Source organism: Chryseobacterium sp. FG46, from assembly GCF_057809135.1.
Genome location: NZ_JBMDJJ010000026.1, coordinates 25,107 through 47,934, shown reverse-complemented (window position 1 = coordinate 47,934; position 22,828 = coordinate 25,107). Strand labels below are relative to the sequence as shown.

The 22,828-nt window shown below is 37.9% G+C and carries 19 protein-coding genes; 16 read left to right on the top strand and 3 right to left on the bottom strand.

Going from position 1 to position 22,828, the window contains the following annotated elements:
- Positions 1-57: 57 nt before the first annotated feature.
- The 13 genes from ACODR7_RS17310 (at position 58) to ACODR7_RS17250 (ending at position 17,500) form a co-directional block, all read left to right on the top strand.
- Complete coding sequence (locus ACODR7_RS17310; protein WP_488840960.1) at positions 58-2,109, top strand: M43 family zinc metalloprotease; 2,052 nt, start codon at positions 58-60, stop codon at positions 2,107-2,109.
- A 333-nt stretch (positions 2,110-2,442) separates the two neighbouring features.
- On the top strand, positions 2,443-2,937 hold the full coding sequence (locus ACODR7_RS17305) for a GNAT family N-acetyltransferase (protein ID WP_488840958.1): 495 nt from the start codon (positions 2,443-2,445) through the stop codon (positions 2,935-2,937).
- A 270-nt stretch (positions 2,938-3,207) separates the two neighbouring features.
- Positions 3,208-3,624 (top strand): RrF2 family transcriptional regulator, encoded by a 417-nt coding sequence (locus ACODR7_RS17300; protein ID WP_488840956.1) that lies wholly within the window; start codon positions 3,208-3,210, stop codon positions 3,622-3,624.
- An 83-nt stretch (positions 3,625-3,707) separates the two neighbouring features.
- Positions 3,708-4,421, top strand: coding sequence for a phosphoadenylyl-sulfate reductase (locus ACODR7_RS17295; protein WP_488840954.1), 714 nt, complete (start codon positions 3,708-3,710; stop codon positions 4,419-4,421).
- A 12-nt stretch (positions 4,422-4,433) separates the two neighbouring features.
- Complete coding sequence (gene cysD, locus ACODR7_RS17290; protein WP_488840952.1) at positions 4,434-5,342, top strand: sulfate adenylyltransferase subunit CysD; 909 nt, start codon at positions 4,434-4,436, stop codon at positions 5,340-5,342.
- Positions 5,343-5,450: 108 nt separating this feature from the next.
- The gene (locus ACODR7_RS17285) at positions 5,451-6,689 is read left to right on the top strand and encodes a sulfate adenylyltransferase subunit 1 (RefSeq protein ID WP_488840950.1); all 1,239 of its coding nucleotides are present in this window, start codon (positions 5,451-5,453) and stop codon (positions 6,687-6,689) included.
- Between the two features lie 5 nt (positions 6,690-6,694).
- The gene (epsC, locus tag ACODR7_RS17280) at positions 6,695-7,525 is read left to right on the top strand and encodes a serine O-acetyltransferase EpsC (protein WP_488840948.1); all 831 of its coding nucleotides are present in this window, start codon (positions 6,695-6,697) and stop codon (positions 7,523-7,525) included.
- A gap of 19 nt (positions 7,526-7,544) precedes the next feature.
- The gene (cysK, locus tag ACODR7_RS17275) at positions 7,545-8,456 is read left to right on the top strand and encodes a cysteine synthase A (protein WP_076594721.1); all 912 of its coding nucleotides are present in this window, start codon (positions 7,545-7,547) and stop codon (positions 8,454-8,456) included.
- A gap of 23 nt (positions 8,457-8,479) precedes the next feature.
- Entirely contained in the window at positions 8,480-9,325 is an 846-nt protein-coding gene (gene cobA / locus ACODR7_RS17270; RefSeq protein WP_488840946.1) for a uroporphyrinogen-III C-methyltransferase, read from the top strand.
- A complete protein-coding gene (locus tag ACODR7_RS17265) occupies positions 9,315-11,027 on the top strand; it encodes a diflavin oxidoreductase (protein ID WP_488840944.1) in 1,713 nt (570 codons plus the stop codon). Before cobA ends, ACODR7_RS17265 begins: the two co-directional genes overlap by 11 nt.
- 35 nt (positions 11,028-11,062) lie before the next feature.
- Positions 11,063-12,739, top strand: coding sequence for an NADPH-dependent assimilatory sulfite reductase hemoprotein subunit (locus tag ACODR7_RS17260; RefSeq protein ID WP_488840942.1), 1,677 nt, complete (start codon positions 11,063-11,065; stop codon positions 12,737-12,739).
- Positions 12,740-13,100: 361 nt separating this feature from the next.
- Positions 13,101-15,977, top strand: a complete 2,877-nt coding sequence (locus ACODR7_RS17255; protein WP_488840940.1) for a TonB-dependent receptor — start codon at positions 13,101-13,103, stop codon at positions 15,975-15,977.
- Between the two features lie 5 nt (positions 15,978-15,982).
- Entirely contained in the window at positions 15,983-17,500 is a 1,518-nt protein-coding gene (locus ACODR7_RS17250; RefSeq protein ID WP_488840938.1) for a TSUP family transporter, read from the top strand.
- Positions 17,501-17,872: 372 nt separating this feature from the next.
- On the opposite strand, the gene ACODR7_RS17245 is transcribed toward ACODR7_RS17250, so the two are convergent.
- Both ACODR7_RS17245 and ACODR7_RS17240 read right to left on the bottom strand, forming a co-directional pair.
- On the bottom strand, positions 17,873-18,265 hold the full coding sequence (locus ACODR7_RS17245; RefSeq protein WP_488840936.1) for a DoxX family protein: 393 nt from the start codon (positions 18,263-18,265) through the stop codon (positions 17,873-17,875).
- A gap of 108 nt (positions 18,266-18,373) precedes the next feature.
- Positions 18,374-19,357 carry a polysaccharide deacetylase family protein gene (locus tag ACODR7_RS17240; RefSeq protein ID WP_488840934.1) on the bottom strand — a complete coding sequence of 328 codons (984 nt, stop codon included), beginning with the start codon at positions 19,355-19,357 and terminating at the stop codon, positions 18,374-18,376.
- A 90-nt stretch (positions 19,358-19,447) separates the two neighbouring features.
- Here ACODR7_RS17240 and ACODR7_RS17235 point away from each other — a divergent pair, with 90 nt between their 5' ends.
- Both ACODR7_RS17235 and ACODR7_RS17230 read left to right on the top strand, forming a co-directional pair.
- Entirely contained in the window at positions 19,448-20,302 is an 855-nt protein-coding gene (locus ACODR7_RS17235; protein WP_488840932.1) for an AraC family transcriptional regulator, read from the top strand.
- A gap of 50 nt (positions 20,303-20,352) precedes the next feature.
- Complete coding sequence (locus ACODR7_RS17230) at positions 20,353-20,667, top strand: NUDIX domain-containing protein (protein ID WP_488840930.1); 315 nt, start codon at positions 20,353-20,355, stop codon at positions 20,665-20,667.
- A gap of 200 nt (positions 20,668-20,867) precedes the next feature.
- Here ACODR7_RS17230 and ACODR7_RS17225 read toward each other — a convergent pair whose 3' ends face one another.
- Positions 20,868-21,359 carry a hypothetical protein gene (locus ACODR7_RS17225; protein WP_488840928.1) on the bottom strand — a complete coding sequence of 164 codons (492 nt, stop codon included), beginning with the start codon at positions 21,357-21,359 and terminating at the stop codon, positions 20,868-20,870.
- Positions 21,360-21,573: 214 nt separating this feature from the next.
- Here ACODR7_RS17225 and ACODR7_RS17220 point away from each other — a divergent pair, with 214 nt between their 5' ends.
- Positions 21,574-22,782 carry a hypothetical protein gene (locus ACODR7_RS17220; protein ID WP_488840926.1) on the top strand — a complete coding sequence of 403 codons (1,209 nt, stop codon included), beginning with the start codon at positions 21,574-21,576 and terminating at the stop codon, positions 22,780-22,782.
- Positions 22,783-22,828: the final 46 nt, after the last annotated feature.

Below are 22,828 nucleotides of genomic sequence, written 5' to 3'. Positions count from 1 at the left end.
TTTCCAATAATAGGTTTTGCTCAAGAAAATAGACCTCATGAGTGTAAAGCAGATGAAATGATGAAAAAACATTTTGAACTGCACCCTGAATCTAAGGTTGAATATGAAAACTTTGAGAAATATACCAAAGATTTCGTAAAAAAAATGGGATCAGACAAAAAATCATTGAATAAGTCAATCAATAATCCAACCTACATTATCCCTGTGGTTTTCCATGTATATGGAGAATCTCAAAGTAATGTAAAAGTAAATTACCAAAAAGTAGTTGACTTACTGGAACAAATCAACTTAAATTTCAATGGAATTAACACTGATTCAAACACTGTAGATCCTGACTTCCAATCTGTCAGAGGAGCTTTAAGCATTGAGTTTCGATTGGCTAAAATTGATCCAACCGGAAAAGCAACAAGCGGAGTGATTTTTCATCCTTTCAAAGGTGGTTATGGCAACGGTGGCGGATATGATGCACAAGTTGGTACAGATGCCTGGGATAATACAAAGTATATGAATGTGTATATCCAAAATGACCTATATGCTAATAAGGATTTATATCAATCAGGAGTTGCCTGGTATCCGGATTCATACATGACTTCAGTAAATACAGCCAGAGTTGTTTATAATGGACGTTATATATTTAATGCTGCTGGAACAGTAGCTTCAAACGAGTTTTCTGATACATTCACTCACGAATTTGGGCATTGGCTCAATCTTCAACACACGTTCAATGTTCTTTGTTCAACTGCAAATCCAGGTAATGATGGGGATGGAGTTGCAGACACTCCTGTAGAAAATATGTCTTCAGGATTAGGATGTACAGCGGGTAACAATTGTCTTGGACAAAAAGTGAACGTTGAAAACTATATGGGATACAATGGTTCTTCCGGTTGTTATAAAATGTTTACCAATGGACAGGTTAACAGAATGCTGGCAGCATTAAACCATCCTTCAAGAATAAATTTATGGAAGCCTGCCAACTTAGCAGCAACCGGAGTTGCCAATACTCCACCTAGGCTAACGCTTAGCAACAGTACATTTACAGAGAACTTAAACAATAATGGAGCCGTGTCATTAGATGGAACAGTAGCCTCTGCTCCTAAATCAACAATTACACTAAATTCAGCAACATTTGCCGTACCCAATGGAACAACTCTTACAGCAGGAACACATTTCACGTCTTCATTACCAGCAGGACTAACAGCAGCAATAGTAGTTACAAGCCCAACAACTGCTACACTTACCATAAATGGTGCTGCAACCAGTCATCCTAAAAGTCAGGTCCTGAATTCATCAATTACATTCCTGAATCCGGCTATAACAGGAGGCACAACTTCACTAGGGTCAACGACAGCATTAGCATTAACTTTTTCTTATAAAGATCCTTATAAAATAGTTACAGGGACTCCTCTGGAAAGTTATGCCAACCCGACACCAACAACAGTAACAACCAACTCCGGAGCTCCCTGGAAATATTTTATCATTAACCCGGAGCTTAGTGATGATGCAGGATATGGTGCTTGGTACTATGGCGCAAATCAATTAAAATTGGAAACTTATTGGAAAGGATTAGTATGTGAAACAGGAACAAGAAATATCAGTTTAATTCCAGCCTGCACCACTATAACTAATGCAAATAATATAGGTTACCCAATTGGTACTCCCGGACAACTTGACGTGTACACTCCTACATATACTACCTGGTCTGGTAAAACAGCCTATGTTGGTTTTAGAAACCAATTCGAAGGCTACAACATTAACGGTTATTTCAAACTGATTGTGGGGGCAAATGGTTCAAATTATTCTGTAACTGCATTTGGATATAATACACAACCATATGGAAGTATTACAACACCTTGTACACTATTATCCACTGCAGAAGTTGATACAACAAACTCAGAAACATCTATCTATCCAAATCCGGTTTCTGATGTATTGACAATTAAAACAAAAGGGGAAATTAAATCAATTTCTGTTTATGATATGTTTGGACGAAAAATGAATGCTAAAGTTATTGGTGATAAGGTTGACGTTAAACACTTCCTAAGCGGAACTTATTTAATTGATATTGAAACCTCGTTAGGGAAATTTTCTCAGAAATTCATTAAAAAATAGGATCAAACGGCATATTGCTACAATATAATTGTTAGTAAAAGGTTTTATTTTAACTGTCTCTATTTTGGGATGGTAAAGGAGTAAGATGGGCTCATTGAGCTCATCTTCTTTATTTCACATTCCTAAAAAAACATCTTGTATGACAATTTGTTATGTCATTGATAGGGTTGATTTGAGAAAATCCTATAATGGATGTATTATTTTTTCAAATTCTCAGCAATGATGGGTTTAATTTTAAGCCCATTTTTTATATTAATGGGTATTCAGTAATAATTTCAGATTTATTTACCTAATTTTATTCGTTTACTAAACATTTACATTCTATTCACTTCTATGAAATATAAAAATGACACAATTATTATTCGTGAATTTACGCCCGAAGAATTTCCTTTATTCTCTACTCTTTTTGAAAATGAAAATGTAACCCGGTATCTTCCTTACAAAACTCCTGAGGAGTATAAAGAAATGTTTGACAAAGCATTGGCCGATTACAAGGAAAGTCCATTCAGCAGATGGGGAATATTTAATGCCGATAACAATGATTTCGTGGGAATGTGCCTGGCAAGAATCTTCCTAGACAACCCAGAACAGATAGAAATAGGATATACCTTAGGCGAAAATTACTGGGGTAAAGGATTCGGGACAGAAGTATGTAAAGCACTTGTTGCCTATTGCTCTTCATTAAATCTTGAGAAAGATATTGTAGCAGTAACTGATCTTGACAATATAGGATCTCAAAAAGTACTTCTGAAAAGTGGTTTCAACAGGGTTGAAAATCTGAAACGGAAGGATAGGGAGCTGGCTTACTTTATATTGCACAAAGGATAAACTCAAGGAAAGATTGAAACGGGCAGCTTACTGAGTATCTTTTTTCCACAGAATTGCACAGATGCTTGTTCATATTTTTAGACTAAAATAATCTCAGGCAATAAAAAACCAACGATTTTTTTTAAGCTTAAGTGAACTTCTCAGCAGCTTATTTGTAATTTAGAATAAACTTAAGTGTTTTTATTTTTGTGTCTTCTGTGGTTAAATGCAAAGTCTTCAGCTATAAAAACATTTCATTTATACAATAATTTATCATAACTTGCAGAAATTATGATGTCGAAACGTTGCAAATATGCGCTTAAAGCAATGGTCAGATTAGCAAGGAATTATAACCAGGGCTTTCTGCCAACTTCCATTATTGCACAGGACGAAAACATTCCCAAGAAATTTCTGGAACAAATCCTTCTTGAACTTAAAAGAGCCAAACTTGTGAACAGTAAGCAAGGGAAAGTAGGAGGGTATTATCTTCTAAAATCCCCAGATGAAGTCTCATTAGCAGATATTTACCGTATTTTTGACGGACCCATTGCACTTACGCCTTGTGTATCTTTAAATTTTTACGAAGCATGCGATGATTGTGTAGATGAAGCAGTCTGCTATCTGAGAAAAGAATTAATCATCGTTCGTGAAAAAACCAGAAAAAGTATGATGGAAGCTACTCTGACAAAGTTTATCAATGAAAAATAAAATTTTTTATATTTAAATTCTACTATTTTGATAGGAGTTATAGAATTTTATATATATTTGCAAAACTTAAATCTCAATTCAAAATGGAAAACAGTCTGAAAAATGAATTCGAAAATCTTGTGAAAGAGGCTTCTGAAGCTTCTTTTCAAACTAATGGGCTGCAAATACTGACTGAAAGATTCCCGGGAAAAGTGATCTTTTCAACCAGTTTCAGTTATGAAGATCAGGTCATCACTCATCTGATAAAAGATTTAAATATTGAAATCTTCACTTTGGATACGGGAAGACTTTTTGAGCAGACCTATGAAACCTGGACATCTACGAAGGCTTTCTTTAAAAAGAACATCAAAGCCTATTATCCGGATACGGAAGAGCTCAGAGAATTTGTTACAGAAAATGGCCCTGATTCGTTCTACCAATCTGTAGAAAAGAGGAAAGCATGCTGTACTATCCGAAAAGTTCACCCTTTAAAAAAAGCGCTGGAAGGCTATAAAGTATGGATTACAGGTCTCAGATCTGAGCATTCTCCCAACCGAAAGAACATGCCGCAGCTGGAATGGGATCCGGATAATAAGATCATTAAATTTCATCCTATCCTTCACTGGACCACAGAACAGGTAACAGCATACGTAAAAGATCATCACTTACCTTACAATCACCTTCACAAGAAAGGATTTGTAAGCATAGGATGTGAACCCTGTACCAGAGCAGTCAAAGAAGGAGAAGACTTCAGAGCAGGCCGTTGGTGGTGGGAAGATGCCAACAAAAAAGAATGCGGTCTGCATATTCATCAATAAAAAAAGAAAAAAATGTCAATACATCATTTAAACTATTTAGATCAGTTAGAAGCCGAATCTATTTATATATTAAGAGAAGTTGCGGGTCAGTTTGAACGTCCTGCTTTACTATTCAGCGGAGGAAAAGACAGCATTGTACTGGCTCATCTGGCAAGAAAGGCTTTCTTCCACGGGAAAATCCCTTTTACATTTGTTCATGTAGACACCGGGCATAACTTTCAGGAGGTATTGGATTTTCGTGATCAGCTGGTAAAACAGTTAGATGTAAATCTGGTAATCAGAAAAGTGGAAGACACCATAAAAAGTAAAAAACTGACTGAAGCTAAAGGGAAATTTCCAAGCAGAAACTGGCTGCAAACCTACACACTTCTTGATACGATTGAAGAATTCGAATTTGATGCCTGTATAGGAGGAGCCAGAAGAGATGAGGAAAAGGCAAGAGCTAAAGAAAGAATCTTCTCCGTTCGTGATGAATTCGGACAGTGGGATCCTAAACTTCAGCGTCCTGAGCTTTGGAATATTTTCAACGGAAAGATTCATAAAGGAGAAAATGTGAGAGTTTTCCCAATCAGCAACTGGACAGAGCTTGACATCTGGAACTATATCCGAAGAGAAAAAATTGCACTGCCTTCCATCTATTTTTCGCATGAAAGAGAAGTGATCGACTTTAACGGGCAGTGGCTGGCCAATTCTTCCCACGTTGTGCTAGAGCCAGAGGATATCATCACCACAAAGAAAATCCGTTACCGTACCGTAGGAGATATGACGTGCACTGCGGCTGTAGAATCCAATGCTGTAACAATAGATGCTGTTATCGAAGAAATTGTAGCCACCAGAATTTCAGAACGTGGTGAAACCAGAATTGATGACAGGGTAACAGAAGCCGCCATGGAAGACCGAAAAAAAGGAGGCTATTTCTAAATAAGCAATCAGCAATGAGTTATAAGTAATAGAAAAAGACAATTATAACTTACCAGACAGCAAAATATTACTCATTGCCCATTACTCATTATTTATAACAAAAATCGTATGGATATATTAAGATTTATAACAGCAGGAAGCGTAGATGACGGTAAAAGTACCCTTATCGGAAGACTGCTTTACGATAGCAAAAGTATTTTGCAGGACCAGTTGGAAGTCCTTGAAAAACATTCCAAAAATAAAAATGAAGACGGAGTAGACCTCGCCCTTTTAACGGATGGTCTTCGTGCTGAAAGAGAACAGGGAATTACGATTGATGTTGCTTACCGCTATTTTTCAACCGCAAAAAGAAAATTTATCATTGCAGATGCTCCAGGACACGTGCAATATACCCGTAATATGATCACCGGAGCATCCAACTCTGATTTGATGGTTATTCTGATTGACGCAAGAAAAGGTGTGATTGAGCAGACCAGAAGACACTCTATCATCGCCTCTTTATTACAACTGAAAAAAGTAGCTGTAGCCATCAACAAAATGGATATGGTAGACTATTCCGAAGAAGTTTTTGAAAATATAAAATCAGAATATGCAAAAATTGCAGAAAATCTGGGATTAAATGAGGTAAGCTACTTCCCGATATCAGCATTGAAAGGAGACAATATTGTTTCAAAATCTTCCAGAACAGACTGGTATGAAGGAAATTCCCTTCTCGAATATCTTGAAGAAGTAAAGCTGCACGAAGAAAAAAATAACGGAAGCCGTTTCCAGGTTCAGTATGTAATTCGTCCTCAGACTGAAGAACTCCATGATTACAGAGGCTATGCCGGACAAATTTTAAGCGGAAAGTTCACAAAAGGAGACAAAATTCATATTCTTCCTGCAGATCTGACCACTGAAATCACCAAAATTGAGATCAATGGGATTGAAAAAGAAGAAGCTTTTGAAGGTCAGCCTGCCGTTATCCATCTCGCTCATGATGTAGATGTCAGCCGCGGAGATATTTTTACTACGGAAGAACATGTTCCCGCAGTAGAAAAAGACCTTGAAATTCTTTTATGCTGGCTGGATCAGAAACCTCTGCAGCCGGGGAATAAATACCTTTTGCAGCAGAACAGCAGACTTGTAAAAGCAGTTGTAAAAGAGGTAGATTACAAGATCAATGTCAATACTCTTGTCCGGGAACAGGCCGATGGCGAAATTAAACTGAATGAAATTGTGAAAGTTACCCTCCGAACGGCACAGCCTTTGGTCTATGACAGTTTTACTAATAATAAAACAACAGGCTCTGCCATTTTGGTGGATGAAACGTCCAATTCAACGGTAGCAGCCTGTATAATCCAATAGAAAAAATGGCAATTTCCGATCAATTAATTCAAAGAATTCATCAGACCAAACAAAATAATATTCATGGATTCTTTGATAAAATAAAGACAAAAAAATGGGTAAAGGATTTGTATGAAACACTTTTCCTTCCTCAGAGTGACAATACTGAAGATCAGCTGAAAAAAAATTTTGAAGCCATTCAGAAAACACTTTATGATCTGATTAATATCGTAACAGGAGATAAAATCCTTACTGAAAAACAGGTAGGTAAGTTTTATGAAGCTTTGCCGGAACTGTATGACCAGCTGGTGCTGGATGCAAAATCTATTCTGGAATTTGATCCTGCCGCCGATTCTATGGAAGAAGTATACCTGGCATATCCCGGCTTTTTTGCGACTTATGTCTACCGTATTTCGCATCAGCTCTGGATTCAGGAAGTGAAAATTTTACCACGGGTTATTTCAGAATATGCCCACAGTAAAACCGGAATTGATATACATCCGGGAGCCACCATTGGAAAGTCTTTTTTCATTGATCACGGAACAGGAATTGTGATCGGAGAAACTACAATAATCGGGAACAATGTCAAAATCTATCAGGGAGTAACCCTCGGAGCATTGAATGTTTCCAAAGAAAAAGCCCATCAGAAAAGACATCCCAATATTGAAGATGATGTGATTATCTATTCGGGAGCTACCATTCTGGGAGGCGAAACCACCATAGGCAGAGAAAGTATCATAGGAGGAAATGTCTGGGTAACACAGGATGTTCCCGCCAATTCTCTGGTCTACCATAAAAGTGAAATAAAAATAAAGGATAATAGTTCTTTACCGGAATCTTTAACCTTTGTAATTTAAAAAATAAAAATAGATAGATATGAAGTTTCAGAATGCATTAGAAACGATTGGAAATACACCCGTCGTGAAAATTAATAAACTCTTCAGTTCAGATCATGAAATCTGGATCAAACTTGAAAAAAGCAATCCGGGCGGAAGCATTAAAGACAGAATTGGACTAGCAATGATTGAAGATGCAGAAGCCAAAGGATTATTAAATAAGGACAGCGTCATTATAGAACCTACAAGCGGAAATACGGGAATAGGTCTTGCTTTGGTAGCTGCCGTAAAAGGATACAAACTCATTCTTGTCATGCCGGAAAGCATGAGTATAGAACGCCGCAAAATCATGGAAGCTTACGGTGCAGAATTCGTATTAACTCCAAGAGAAAAAGGGATGAAAGGTGCTATTGAAAAAGCTAATGAACTGGCTGAAGAAACACCCAATTCATGGATTCCAAGACAGTTTGACAATCCTGCCAATGTAAAAGTACATGTAGAAACCACCGCTCAGGAAATTCTAAAAGACTTCCCGGACGGCTTGGATTATATCATTACCGGAGTAGGAACCGGAGGACATATCACCGGAATTGCAAAAGTGGTTAAAGAAAAATATCCAAACGTAAAAGTTTTCGCCGTAGAACCGGAATTATCCCCTGTTTTAAGCGGAGGAAGCCCCGCGCCACATCCATTACAGGGATTGGGAGCAGGCTTTGTACCTTCTATCCTGGATATTACCCTTTTAGATGGAGTGATCACAGTAGGAAAGGAAGAAGCTTATGAATACGCGCTTAAGGCAGCTAAAAAAGAAGGCCTTTTTGTCGGAGTTTCTACTGGAGCCTCTTTAGCAGCCATCGCCAAACATTTACCGCAAATACCACCTAACGCTAAAATCCTTACCATCAATTACGATACCGGAGAAAGATACCTGTCTGTAGAAGGACTCTTCTAACTCCCTAACTAACACCTACTTCAATGAAAACAAATATAAAATCACCAAAGGTTTACCTTATCGGTGCAGGGCCCGGCAACCCTGAACTGATCACTGTAAAAGCAGTAAAAGCAATCGCAGAAGCTGATGTCGTTTTATGTGACCGCCTTGTAAGCCCCGAGATTCTGGAAACCTACGTTAATAAAGACACAGAAATTATCTATGTAGGTAAAGAATGCAGTAAAAATGCTTCTACCCCTCAATCTCATATCAATACTTTGATGGTGGAATATGCCCTTCAGAATAAAACCATTGTAAGACTCAAAGGGGGAGATGTTTCCATATTCTCCAATATTCTTGATGAACTGCAGGCTTTAAAACAAAATCATATTCCTTACGAAATTATTCCGGGAATTACAGCGGCTTTAGGAGCAGCAGCCTTTGCAGGAATGCCCTTAACGGCAAGAGGATATTCTACATCCGTACGTTTTCTGACCTATTATAAATCAGAGATTGTAACTGAAGAGTATTGGAAAGAACTTGCTCTCACCAATGATACCCTTGTTTTCTATATGTCTAAAGGAAATCTTACTCCTCTTGTGGAAAAGCTGAAAGCACTTCAGATTTCTGGTGATAAAAAAATTGCAGTCATTGAACAGGCTACAACACCTTTCCAAAAGGTATACACTTCATCATTTGATGATTTTAACGAAAAATTCGGAGATAAAACCTTTGCATCTCCTTCTTTGGTTGTGGTTGGCAAAATTGTCAATCTGCATGAAGAATTTTCATGGCTTGAAAATGCCGAGCAGGAAGGCCTTTATTTTAAATCAGTGGAAAACGGAAGTTTAAAACCAACAACTCAAAATTTCTTTGAATATGCTGTCTGAAACTAAATTAAATGTATTAAAACAAATCTCCGGAGACCTCTCCAGAGAAGAAGCCATCTGGGCAAGCGGATATCTTGCGGGTATTGCCGGAGGTGTTTCATTGACCGCGGTACTGCCACCACAGCAAACGAACAGTATTGCACAGAATGCTGCAAAAAAAATAACGCTGGCTTATGGTACGGAAACCGGAAACAGTAAAAAGTTAGCTACAGCCCTTGCTGGTATCGTTAAGAAAAAAGGATTGCAGGTAAAGCTGGCTGATCTTTCACAATATAAACCCAAAGATCTGGCAAAAGAAGAGTTCTTTTTCGTAGTCATCAGCACTCAGGGAGAAGGAGAGCCGCCAGCGCTGGCCAAAAAGTTCTACGATTATATTCATGAGAATGAAATTAATCTCTGCGGACTTAAATACGGAGTTCTGGCCTTGGGAGACAGCAGTTATCCTTTGTTCTGCCAAACCGGAGAAGATGTAGATTCGCGTTTTGAAATATTGGGAGCTCAGCGTCTCATTCCGTTAAAGAAATGTGATATTGATTATGAGCAGGAAGCTTCCCACTGGATAGAACATATATTTGAAACGGTTAATAAAAATGTAGGTCAGAGTACAAAAAATGTTTCAGCTCAAAAAGTTTCGACCGGAAGAAAGAAATATCAGGGAAAAGTTTCAGCCATCATCAATCTCAATGATATTACGTCTGCAAAAGAAACCTATCATATTGAAATTGAAACAGAAGAAGCTCTTACATATCAACCTGGTGCAGCTTTAGGAGTGATTCCATTCAATTCTAAAGAAATAGTGGACGAAATTATTACGCTGACAGGAATTGATCCTCAGAAACAGATACAAACATCTAAGGTTACAGCTTCAGTTGAAGAATTGTTAAATAAAAATCTTAACATCAGCCATTTGCTTAAATCCGTAGTAGCTCAATATGCAAAAATAACGGGACATTCTATTCCAGAAGTTAGATTAAGCCTTCTTGATCTGCTTAGGATTTATCCGGTGAAAAATGCCGATGAGTTTGAAGAAATCATACAGATATTAACCGCTCAGGCACCACGTCTTTACTCAGTTTCTTCTTCTCCGGAAGCTCATGGTGACACAGAAATTCATATTACGGTTGCCAAATCGGAGTTCTTTATTGACCATCGGAAACATAACGGGTTATGCAGCGGTTTTCTGAGTGAATTCAAAGAAGGAGAAGAAGTGGAATTTTATATTCAGGAAGCAGGACATTTCAAACTGCCGGAAGCGGATAAAGATATCATTATGATTGGTCCGGGAACAGGGATTGCGCCTTTCAGATCATTCCTTTGGGAGCGTGATGCTACAGGAGCACAAGGAAGAAACTGGCTGTTTTTCGGAGACAGGAATTTTGTATCCGATTTTCTTTACCAGGCAGAACTGCAGGATTTTCTTAAAACAGGCAGCTTAACCCATTTAGATCTTGCTTTTTCCAGAGATACCAATGAAAAAGTGTACGTTCAGCACAGACTGGAACAAAAAGCTCAGGAAGTTTTTTACTGGCTGGAAGGCGGAGCATCTGTGTATGTATGTGGTGCTAAAGAGCCAATGGCCTACGATGTAGAACAAACGCTTCTTACCATTATTCAAAATGAAGGAAAACGCAGCAAAGAAGAGGCCGTTAACTATCTGGAAGAAATGGAACTGAGCGGCAGATATGCTAAAGATGTGTATTAAAAATAAGTACCCGTAAAAAATTAAAGGAAACAATTATGAACAACAATAAAGAGAACCTTTCACCGGTAGAAAAAATTAAAACCGGCAGTAACGGACTCAGAGGAACTTTAAAAGAAAGCCTTGCTGATCAATTTACCGGAGCCATAAGGGAAGATGACCAGACGCTGATCAAATTTCATGGAATGTACCAGCAGGACGACAGAGACCGCAGGGAAGAGCGTGTCTCCAAAAAGCTGGAATGGCTGTATTCTTACATGATCAGGCTTAGGCTTCCCGGTGGTTTTTTAACTCCGGAACAATGGGTAGGATTGAATGAAACCGCTGAAGATCATTCTACCGGAACTATAAAAGTAACGACAAGACAAACCATTCAGCTTCATGGTATTTTAAAATCTCATTTAAGACCTACCATTCAGAGCTTCAATCTTCAGCATCTGGATTCAATTGCGGCTTGTGGGGATGTCAACAGGAATGTAACCTGTACTGCTAACCCTTCTGAATCACCTTTGCACAAGGAAGCTTATGAACTGGCAGGAAAAATCAGTGAAATGTGCCTTCCTAAAACGAAATCTTATTATGACATCTGGATTGATGATGAACTTCTGGTAGACCGTAAAGCAGAGGAAGATCCTCTGTATCAGGACAGATATCTTCCTAGAAAACTGAAAATAGGAATTGCTGTTCCGCCCAATAATGATGTGGATGTATTCATCAATGATATTGCCTTAATTACGATTATCGAAAATGATAGAATTGTAGGGTACAATATCGCTGCCGGAGGAGGATTAGGAGCAACTCACGGAAATGAAGCTACCTACGCACGTCTTGCATCCATCCTTGGATTTGTAGATACCGAAGAAAAAGTATTGAAAGCTGTCTATGAAATCATCACAGTACAAAGGGATTTTGGAAACAGAAGCGACCGAAAATTATCAAGATTAAAATACACAATTGATAAATTGGGTATCGACCAGTATAGGGCTGAAGTAGAAAAAAGAACAGGCTTCAGCTTTGAACCTGCCAGAGAATTTAATTTTACACAAAGAAAAGACCGCTACGGCTGGATTCAGAATCATGAAGGAAAATGGTTTTATACCGTATTTGTAGAGCACGGAAGAATCCTTAATACAGCGGAATACCCTTTAAAATCAGGGTTGTTAAAAATCGCACAGACGGGTAAAGCCAATTTCCGTTTTACCTGTAACCAGAATCTTATCCTGGCTGACATTGATGAAAAAGATAAACCCGAAATTGAAAACATTTTAGAAGAACACGGAATTTCAGAACATACCAACAACGCAAGTGCCTTACGTAAAAATTCTGTTGCATGTGTTGCCCTGAATACCTGTTCACTGGCTTTAGCGGAAGCTCAGCGTTATCTGCCTTCTCTGGTCACGAAAATAGAACCTATTCTTGAAAAATATGGTCTGTTGGAAGAAGATATTACCATCCGTATGACCGGCTGTCCTAATGGCTGCGGAAGATCTCCCAATGCTGAAATCGGATTTGTGGGGACAGCTTATGGAAAATATAACCTTCACATCGGAGGAGACCGTCTGGGAATGCGATTGAATACAAAATTTAAAGAAAATATTGGTGAAGAAGAAATTCTTTCCACGCTGGATGAGCTTTTCGGGATTTATGTACAGAAAAGGCTGGCAGAAGAAACATTTGGCGATTTTTCATACCGTTACTTACACACTTTAAATTAATTATATGGCTACTTTTCATTATGATCTGAAAAAAAACAAAAAAACTCAACCTCTTCATTTAGGGAGACGAATGTGTATGTGTTGTTGATTCTTAAATAACAATACAATCTAAGCTGTTTGAAGTTTTTTGAATTATTATGAAACTTTACCAGACTGTCATTGCGAACCGAAGGTGAAACAACCTCAGCAATAATATTAATGGCTTAAACCACCCCGTCAAAAATTCTTTGAATTTTCACCACCCCTCCAAAGGAGGGGAATTCTAAGCCCTTCAATGATAATATTATACAGCATATAAGACTTTCATCATAGAAGTAAAAATTCAGACAGCTTCATTCTCAACCTAAAAAATGAAGAAAAAATGAAAAACAAAAAGCAGGGAAATTTTCTACCTAAAGCAGGCATTATCGCATTTACATTTCTATTTTTTAACCTGGCGGAAGCACAGCAGCAACTCATAGAGCTTAGCGGAAGCATCAAAAATACAGGTACATACAAAGGTCTCGATTCTGTAAAAGTACAGATCGAAAACACGCAGGATACCGCATTAACGGATCAGGCAGGTAACTTTAAGCTCAGAACAAGAGTTACCATTCCGTTCCGGGTGGTAATTCAGAAAGATGGATTCACAGGTCAAACCGTTGAAATACTTTCACCTTCCAATAAAATAACAGTAGGACTTAACCCTCAGAATACCATTATTGATGACGTAGTGATCTCTGCATCCAGAGTTCCGGAAAAGATATTAAGATCACCGATAGCCATTGAAAAAATTGATATCAAAACCATCAGGGAAAGTCCGGCAGCTTCATTCTATGAAACATTGGAAAATGTAAAGGGGTTACAGCTTTTAACCTCAAGTCTTACTTTAAAGATTCCTAATTCGAGAGGTTTCAATTCGCCTAATAATTTCAGGTTTATGCAGCTGGTGGACGGGGTAGATGTACAGTCGGCAACGTTGGGTGTACCATTGGGAAACGCCATAGGACCTACGGAACTGGATATCCAGTCGATGGAAGTCACTCCGGGAGCGGCTTCAGCGTTGTACGGAATGAATGCCATCAACGGACTGGCAAGCTTACAGACCAAAGATCCGTTTACGTCTGAGGGAATAAGTGTTTATTTCCGTGGCGGAGTGAATCATGTAGACAACGTTAATCATAAAATAAGTGCTCTGGGAGAAAGTGCGATCCGCTTTGCAAAAGTGATCAATAAAAACTTTGCCGTTAAGGTGAATGCTTCCTATTTCAGCGGAACAGACTGGATCTCTAATAACCTGACCGATCAGAATCCGGGATCACTAGTTACAGCCAATCCCAATTTTACACTCGTCAATAATCCGGCGGAAGACCTTTGGAATAAATACGGTGATGAAAGAAATAATCGTGTAGCCGTAAAAGTAGATTACAATGGGAAACCTACTACATTCAACGTTTCGAGGACAGGATATCTGGAGAAAGATCTGGTGAGTCCTGATGTGAAAAATATCAAGTTTGATGCAGGATTATATTACCGTTTCGGAGATCAGTGGAGAACTTCTTACGTGTACCGCTATGGCTTACTGGATGGAACTTTCCAGAGAGGAAATAAAATCCGTTTGCAAAATGCCACGGTTCAGAACCATAAAGTAGAATTGACAGGAAAAGAACTGACCTTCAGAGCTTATGTATCCATAGAAAATACAGGAGATTCTTATAATCTAAAACCTTTGGCAGATAATCTTGATCTGACGAACCTTTCCAATACCAACTGGAAAAATATATTTCAGACCGCACTTCAGAACAATTTAAATGGAGGAGCCAATCTTAACGATGCATTTATCCTGGCTCGTCAGCAAGCAGATAAAAACAGAGTTGTACCGGGAACGGCAGCCTTTGAGCAATTAAAAAATACCATTATCGGAATTAATAACTGGGATTCAGCCAATGGAGGAGTAGCAGGAGCTCCGGCAACAGGAGGAGCAAAACTTGAACAGAAATCCCGTTTTTATCAGGGGGAACTTACCTACGATTTCAGCAGGTTTGTGAAGATTTTCAACCTTCTCGCTGGTGTAGACTACCGTTTGTACAGCATTACTCCGGATGGAAATAATTTTGTTGATTTCAATCGTCCGGTCAATGAAAGAAATATCCCTTTAGCCAACGGCACCTTCGGGAAAGATGTTATTTATCAGAAATATGGAGCTTTTGCACAGATTACCAGACTTTTCTTTGATGATAAATTAAAAATCAATGCCGCTTTACGGATCGACAGAAACCCGGAATTTGAAGCTAAACTGAATCCAAGAATAAGTGTGGTCTATTCTCCTGTAAAGCAGCATAACTTCAGAGCTTCTTTTCAAAACGGATATCGTTTTCCTTCGTTATTTGAAGCTCTTTCATTCGTCAACAACGGAAATGTAAGAAGAGTGGGAGGTCTTTCAAAAGTAAATGACGGATTAGGTTATCTGGAAAATTCCTATACGCTGGCTTCCATTGATAAATTCACCTCAGCAGTAAATGCAGATGTAGATGCAGGAAAAACACAGGTTCAGGCGGCTCAGGATAATAAACAGCTTTTAACCGTAGCCAATCTGCAGAAGTTACAGCCGGAAAAGATCAATTCATTTGAAATAGGGTATAAGTCTACTTTTTTTAATAATAAACTGGTGCTGGACTGGGATTTCTATTACAATATTTATGAAGGATTCCTTGGTCAGGTAGAAGTGGCAGTTCCAAAAAACAGTCAGGTAGGAAGCAATACCGCTGTTCTTGCGATGCTCGACAGAAGCAAGCAGGACAGATATAGGGTTTATACGAACAGCAACAGTACCTACAAAAGCTATGGAACATCTTTAGGGATTCGTTATAATATTACAGGAAATTATAATATCAATACCAATGTTTCCTATAATGATCTTGCTTCCAGCAATACTTCAGATCTTTTTATCACCGCTTTCAACACCCCGAAATGGATGGTGAATGTAAGTGTAGGAAACAGAGAGATTGTTAAAAATATAGGATTTACCCTTGTAGCAAGATGGCAGAGCAGTTTTATGTGGGAAAGTCCTTTGGCATCGGGAGAAATCCCTGCCTATTACACCATTGATGCCCAGGCAACATGGAAACTACCTGAAATTCATGCGAATATTAAGATTGGAGCAACGAATCTATTAAACCGCCGTTATTTCCAGTATGCCGCAGGTCCTGAAATCGGAGGACTGTATTATCTCGCTTTTACTTATGACTTAAAACTGTAATCAGGATGAGCAATTCTTTATATCCCATATTTTTAAAACTTGAAAACCTTTCACTGCTGATCATTGGCGGTGGCAAGGTTGCCCTTGAAAAACTGGAATCTGTTTTGGGTAATTCACCGGAAACTTCTATCAAACTGGTAGCGAAAGAGATTATCCCTGAGGTCAGAACCTTACAAAATCAGTTTTCCAATATAACCCTTCATGAAAGAGCCTATGATGATGATGATTTCAATGATACAGATCTTGCCATTATTGCGGTAAATGATATTGAACTGGCTGGGGAAATCAGAGAAAAAGCCCAGAAAAAAAGTATATTGGTGAATGTTGCTGATAAACCTGATCTTTGTGACTTTTATTTAGGATCCATTGTTAAAAAAGGAAGCCTTAAAATAGCCATTTCCACCAATGGAAAATCCCCGACTATTGCTAAAAGATTAAGGGAAACCTTTACAGAAGTTATTCCTGATGAAATGGATCATGTGTTGGACAATATGCAGCATATCCGCAATCAGCTCACCGGAGATTTCAATTATAAGGTGAAAGAACTCAACAAAATTACTACAGAATACCTGTCTGATGGAAAGGTTTCTTCAAAACCTGATATGGAAATAGAAAAACTGATCAATATTACCAAAACAGCCCAGAGAAAAGCTAATATTTATCTTGCCATTATTGGAGTTTTACTTCTTTTGGGGTTATTTGGACTTTTGGTGTACCAATTTGATCTTGCAGATGATATTCAGTATTTTCTGAATAAGGACGGCCATATTTTTTACTGGATGCTGTTTGCCGGTTTTATGGCAGAAATTGTCGCCGGATCCATGGGAATGGGTTATGGAGTGATATGTACTACAATACTTTTATTATTGAATGTTCCACCTCCTGTTGTGAGTGCCAGTATTCACTCTGCAGAGTCTTTTACTACTGCCGCCGGAAGCTTCAGTCATTACAAACTGGGAAATGTCAATAAGAAAATGGTATGGGTGCTGTTCCCGCTGGCTATTGTAGGCTCTGTCATAGGTGCTTTAACACTGTCTCATTACGGCGAACATTATGCTCATATTGTAAAACCTGTTATTGCCTGCTACACCTTGTATCTTGGTATTAATATTTTAAGAAACGCATTCAAAGATAAAAAGTCAGCACAGGGTAAATCCAAAAAAAGAACCAATCTCAGAGTATTGGGACTGACAGGTGGTTTTATAGATTCTTTTGCAGGTGGCGGATGGGGACCATTGGTAACCGGTACACTGATCAAAGAGGGAAGAATTCCCCGTTATGTAGTAGGAAGTTCTACCGTTGCCAAGTTTTTATTGACGGTAACCAGTGCCATTACATTCATCTTCACAATAGGAATCCATCACTGGAATATTGTTTTGGGGCTTTTGCTGGGTGGTGTTTTTACCGCTCCGTTTTCTGCCATGCTTACGGCAAAACTTCCAACAAAGAAAATGTTTGTTGTGGTAGGAATAGTAGTGATCCTGATGAGCCTTATTACCATAATAAAATCAATTTTATCATAATAAACCGATTATAATCAAGCTTCGTAAAAAACGTGTTTTTTTTAACGCAAAGATTTTAATGTTTTACTTTATTTTGAGGCATCTGGGGAGATATTAATGATGCAGTGTATTGACACTATCATTACTCATTTTTAGTAAAAATCTGAAACCATTAAAACTTTGCGTTTTTTATTTGAATGTTTTTATATAAGATGTTTATAGTCTGTAAGGTAATATTATCAGGGAAACTGTACATCGCTCCATATCCTCCAGTCAGATAAAAAATCAGTGGTCACTGTACTCAGTAAAGTAAAGGCAAAAGTTTCCGAATCATTTATGTCCTCTTTATTCTTTTACTTCCTTATTTTCCGAGCTTTATAAGCCATTTTCTTTTTACCATTTCCTGTCCGAAGCCAGGTAATTATCATCAATTCTGCTGATCAGAATATAGAACAAACCTGCATAGATCATCTGAATACCCATTGCTTCCCAGTTTTCAACGGTACTGCTTCCAAAAAGTAACAAAATAATCAGAGAAGCTCCGGCAATGGCGGCAATACGGGTTTTAAAACCCATTATCAACAGAAGACCGATTGTAAATTCGAGAAAGGGGAGAACGACACCAAAAAGATGAACCAATGGCTGTGGAAGCCAGCTTGTTTCAAAACCTTTCATCATTCCTGATGCAAAATCCTGTAGTTTTACGAGACGAACCAATCCGTGTCCCAAAAAGTTGATTCCCATCGATACACGAAGGAAAAAATAGGCTGTTTTTGTATTATTCATAAAGGTAATTTTTTAGTTGGAAGAGGGAAGCTGGAGGAGGGAAGTTATATTGGTCGTAAAAATACTTTGCAGACTTCAATAACCTCCTTCTTCCAGCCTCCAGCCTCCTTACTTATTAAACTTTTCTTCGCTGTTGTCAACCGGAGTACCGGGATCGTTCATCACCATTTTAGCGATGTCATCTTTTCTCATAAAAACGACTCCCTGTTTTTGTTGGGTATATTGAATAAATTCCTCCATGGCATGCACCATTGCAGGGGTTCCGCCTATTCTGTCATGAAAACTGATACTCATCATTCTTCTCTTTGAAGCTCCTTCTTCATACAGACGGTCAAATTCAAATTTCAGCTGGGCCAAAAACTGATCGGGACTCCAGTGTTTGCCTTCAATATTGACAATATCATTGTTGCGAAGCGTATAAGGAATGACTACAAAGTTTTTTCCTTTTACTTTGGTAATGAAAGGTTCATCATGGCTTAAATCATCAATATGATACAGAAAACCAAGATCCTGTAATACTTTAAGAGTATTCGGGCTTCTTCTCAGCCAGTTAGCGTTATAGCCAACAGCTTTCTGCCCTGTAATTTTTTCAACGACCTCTACGCCTTGTTTTACAAAATTCAGTTCATCAGCATAGCTCTTATTCCACTGATTATCCCAGGTAAAGCCATGAGCTGCAATCTCATGACCTCCGTTGGCAATAGCTTTAGCAACTTCAGGATACTTTTCAGCAGCAGTTCCTACCACATGAGAAGTAACTTTAATGTCATATTTTTTCCATAAATCCAGCATCCGGTAAATGCCTTCATTTCCTCCGTAACGGTACCAGCTTTCTGCAGGAAGATCCGGCTGTCCTTTTGGTAACGGTGTTCCACTAAAAGGGCTTTCTGCGCCTTCCGGCTGTCCGCCGGTTTCAAACTGCATAGAAATGGAAATAACCAATTGAGCCTCATTCGGCCAGTATTTTTTTGCCAGAGTCTGTTTTTCATGCTGTTCCTTTTTTTCTGTTGTGTCCCTATCATGATGATCAGAAAAGGACATCAGAACAATTGTGGATGCAAGCAGCAATACTGATTGTTTTATATGTTTCATTTTGAATGTATTGATAAGGCAAAATTCATCAATAATCCATCAGTATATATTGTAAAAATTAATGGTAAATTTGTAAAAATCCATTCTGCTATGAAACGAATCGTTAATTTCAACTCTTTTAATGTTTTCAGCATTGAAAAGGAAAGCTGGGACGTTGAATATCACAATCATAATTTTTATGAACTGATCATTATAGAAAGTGGAAAAGGATTTCATCACCTCAATAACATTACTTTTTCTTATAAAAAGGGAGATGTCTTTCTTCTCAGACCAAGTGATGGCCATGAATTTTCAATTAAAAGCAAAACAAAATTCATTTATATAAAATTTACAGAACAGTATATCTGGGAAAACCTGCTGTCTGCTAAAAAGAATGAACTTCAGAAAGTTGTACAGCTCCTCATGGAAGATCATTCTTTTGTGTATGAATCGGTGATTAAAGGTAAAACAGATAGGATTCATCTGTTACAACTTGCCAGGATTCTACTGTATGAGTTCAGTCACAAAAACACCTATACCAAAGAGATTACTACTGACCTCTTTTGCAGTATTATTACTATTCTTATCCGAAATACAATACAAAATGCTACTACAAAGAGCTGGATCACTCATAATGTGAGCAGAATTGAGAGAATCCTGTATTATATCAATGTCAATGCTCTGGATGCTGATAAAATGAAAATTGAGAACCTGGCTGAAGAATTTATGCTTTCTCCCAATTACATCAGCATTTATATAAAAAAACAGACAGGTTTCTCTATACAACAGCATATTATACAGCATAAAATAAAAACTGCTGAAAAGCTTTTACTGCAAAGCCATTATAACATCAGTGAAATTGCTGACAGGCTGGGTTTCAATGATGCCAGCCACTTCAATAAAATATTCAAAGCGTACAAGCAAACGTCACCTTCTGAGTTTAAAAAGAAAGGTTTATCGTATTGATCATCGGGTTTATATATTTTCATACCTTTAATAATGAAACCTTTAAGCTTATGAAAACGAGTGCCGGGATTTTGCTGTTTAAAAAAGAAAAATACAGTCTGTATTACTTTCTGGTTCATCCCGGCGGTCCTTTCTGGCGAAATAAAGATCTTGGGGTATGGTCTATTCCTAAAGGAGAGTTTCTTCCTGATGAAGATCCGTTGGAGCATGCATTGAAGGAATTTAAGGAAGAAACGGGTAAAACAATAGAAGGAAAATTCATCGGATTATCACCTGTTCAACAAAAAGGCGGAAAAACCGTTTATGCCTGGGCTTTAAAAGAGATATTGAGACTTCTGACCTTTACAGCAATACCTTTTCATTAGAATGGCCACCCAAATCGGGTAAAATAATAGAAGTTCCGGAAGTAGATCAATGGGAATGGTTTTCTTCAGAAGAAGCACAAAAACGGATCAATGCTGCACAGAAAGGTTTTATAACAGAACTTGAAAATATATTAAAAAATCAATAACATTTTAAAAAAAACTTTATCAGCGCTGATAAGTGGTTTTCATTATATAATATTTTACCATTTTATTCCAATCGCTTTTAAAGCACTGGATGTTAAAAAGATATCATCAAAAACAGTCAGTGATTCTACATCATTGAATCCTGTAGGAAGCAGGTCATTTTTATTAAAAGACAATTCAATAGAAGGGTCGTATGAAGCAATGATTCTTACTTTTGAATATCCATTATAATCTACCTTAAAGCCTTCAAACATACAATTCTGTTCAGCCTTCTGGTATTCAGCATATTCTTCAAAACCTGCAACATCCGTTCTTTTCCCATCATTATGGTCAAGAGATTTCCATGCCGTATAATTTTTAGGTTCTTTCAGGATATTTCCTTTACGGTCTACAGGGACAAACATTCCAAGAGTCAAACGCTTCTTTAAGAAATTGGCATAATTATTCATCAGATTCAAAATCTGAAGATCGGCATATCCTTCATGTGAATAATACTCCAGCACGAAAGTTGTCATCGGAATCAGCTTGAGAGAAGCATCAGTCGGCATAATTAATCTTTACTTTTTTGGGCGATAAAAATAGTATTTTTATTTACGCTACCCAATGAAAACAGATGAATAGGATGGAATTTATACCCATTCTGAATAACAACAACTTTAGGACAAACCCTCAATTTTCATTATTTTTGAAGGAATAATCATAGAAGTCATTATAAACCTATCTGCAAAAGACATTAAAGCTTTTACGGATATCAATTACAATATGTTGAATAAGATACTACTGGCAGCCGGCATGATTCAGTGCTGCTTTTACAATACCATGGCACAAAGCCCCGGCCAACGCCCTGTTTACACTTCTGAATGGGGACATCTCTTTCGTGAAAGTGGAAAAAATAAAGATCTTTTAGGAATATTTTCTACTGAAGCTCCGGTTTACGTTCTGGATTCTACCCAAACGCAATACAAAGTACAGGTAAGCAACGGTGATATTGGTTTTATTGACCGCCAGCCATTACAAAAAAGCATGCATGGGAAAAAGTCAGCTGGTGAACCTGCTCAGTATTTTTATAGAGGAACAGAAGGATATCAATGTCCGCATTTTTATATACAGGTATCTGAACTGCGTGTACGAAAAGGCCCTACTACAGAAAGCGTCCCGGTAAGAAGAGCTGCTTTAAATGAACTTGTCTGTATAGATTATGTTCCTTTATATGAGGATGGATGGATCTATATTGGTGACCATTTTCATGAAAATCCTGAATATATTCAAATGAAATATCTGGGTAATGAACTTACCTACGACAAAATTCTGAAAGATTATCTTGCAGTGAAAGGTAAAAATAAGGAAAAAGAACTGGCTCAGGTGGGAAGGTTACGTGAAATTGCATGGCTTGAAGATAAAAACCTTAAACAGGCATTGCTCTACTGGAAAGAATCTCATTCAGGGATAGAAAATACAAAAATAGATATTGATTTTGAACTTCTTCTGGCAGATCAATTTGCAAAAAAAACCGGAACAGAAGCTTATGAGAAAAAGCTAAAAGACCTGAATATGCATTTCTTATGGAAGAATTCTGAACTTTTTGATGGGAAAATCACAGAGACACAGATGAAAAAGCTGGAGATGCAGAAGGTTAAAGACATTCCGGATACCCCTGAATGCGGCTGGGAGCCTCAATATTTTTACAGAACATCTGATATGATTGTAGCCTTTGAGGAATATAAAGGAAAAGTCTCCGGAAGTATATACAAAATGTCCTTCAACAACGGTGAAGCTGTAGTTTTGGGAAATGAACATATGGATTCCAACTATAATGAAAAGGATTTTGTTAACCATTTTGGTGATCTGCTTTCAACACGCTGGATTTCTTCTCCTCACGAATATCATATTCAGAATGGAGATGCAGGGATTTTTATTTTTACTTTTAAAGATGGGAAACTTTTCAGCTATGAATGCATGTATTATTGTTAGACATCTTTATTAAAATAGGCTCAGGCCTAGTCGTGGCCGGAAATAC

Excerpts from the sequence above, each read along its gene's own strand:
- ACODR7_RS17310 (WP_488840960.1), top strand. The coding sequence starts at position 58 with ATGATGAAAAAACATTTTGAACTGCACCCTGAATCTAAGGTTGAATAT.
- ACODR7_RS17305 (WP_488840958.1), top strand. The coding sequence starts at position 2,443 with ATGAAATATAAAAATGACACAATTATTATTCGTGAATTTACGCCCGAA.
- cysD (WP_488840952.1), top strand. The coding sequence starts at position 4,434 with ATGTCAATACATCATTTAAACTATTTAGATCAGTTAGAAGCCGAATCT.
- ACODR7_RS17295 (WP_488840954.1), top strand. The coding sequence starts at position 3,708 with ATGGAAAACAGTCTGAAAAATGAATTCGAAAATCTTGTGAAAGAGGCT.
- ACODR7_RS17245 (WP_488840936.1), bottom strand. The coding sequence starts at position 18,265 with ATGAATAATACAAAAACAGCCTATTTTTTCCTTCGTGTATCGATGGGA.
- ACODR7_RS17265 (WP_488840944.1), top strand. The coding sequence starts at position 9,315 with ATGCTGTCTGAAACTAAATTAAATGTATTAAAACAAATCTCCGGAGAC.
- ACODR7_RS17235 (WP_488840932.1), top strand. The coding sequence starts at position 19,448 with ATGAAACGAATCGTTAATTTCAACTCTTTTAATGTTTTCAGCATTGAA.
- ACODR7_RS17255 (WP_488840940.1), top strand. The coding sequence starts at position 13,101 with ATGAAAAACAAAAAGCAGGGAAATTTTCTACCTAAAGCAGGCATTATC.
- cobA (WP_488840946.1), top strand. The coding sequence starts at position 8,480 with ATGAAAACAAATATAAAATCACCAAAGGTTTACCTTATCGGTGCAGGG.
- ACODR7_RS17250 (WP_488840938.1), top strand. The coding sequence starts at position 15,983 with ATGAGCAATTCTTTATATCCCATATTTTTAAAACTTGAAAACCTTTCA.
- cysK (WP_076594721.1), top strand. The coding sequence starts at position 7,545 with ATGAAGTTTCAGAATGCATTAGAAACGATTGGAAATACACCCGTCGTG.
- ACODR7_RS17300 (WP_488840956.1), top strand. The coding sequence starts at position 3,208 with ATGATGTCGAAACGTTGCAAATATGCGCTTAAAGCAATGGTCAGATTA.
- ACODR7_RS17220 (WP_488840926.1), top strand. The coding sequence starts at position 21,574 with ATGTTGAATAAGATACTACTGGCAGCCGGCATGATTCAGTGCTGCTTT.
- ACODR7_RS17260 (WP_488840942.1), top strand. The coding sequence starts at position 11,063 with ATGAACAACAATAAAGAGAACCTTTCACCGGTAGAAAAAATTAAAACC.
- ACODR7_RS17285 (WP_488840950.1), top strand. The coding sequence starts at position 5,451 with ATGGATATATTAAGATTTATAACAGCAGGAAGCGTAGATGACGGTAAA.
- ACODR7_RS17230 (WP_488840930.1), top strand. The coding sequence starts at position 20,353 with ATGAAAACGAGTGCCGGGATTTTGCTGTTTAAAAAAGAAAAATACAGT.
- ACODR7_RS17225 (WP_488840928.1), bottom strand. The coding sequence starts at position 21,359 with ATGCCGACTGATGCTTCTCTCAAGCTGATTCCGATGACAACTTTCGTG.
- ACODR7_RS17240 (WP_488840934.1), bottom strand. The coding sequence starts at position 19,357 with ATGAAACATATAAAACAATCAGTATTGCTGCTTGCATCCACAATTGTT.
- epsC (WP_488840948.1), top strand. The coding sequence starts at position 6,695 with ATGGCAATTTCCGATCAATTAATTCAAAGAATTCATCAGACCAAACAA.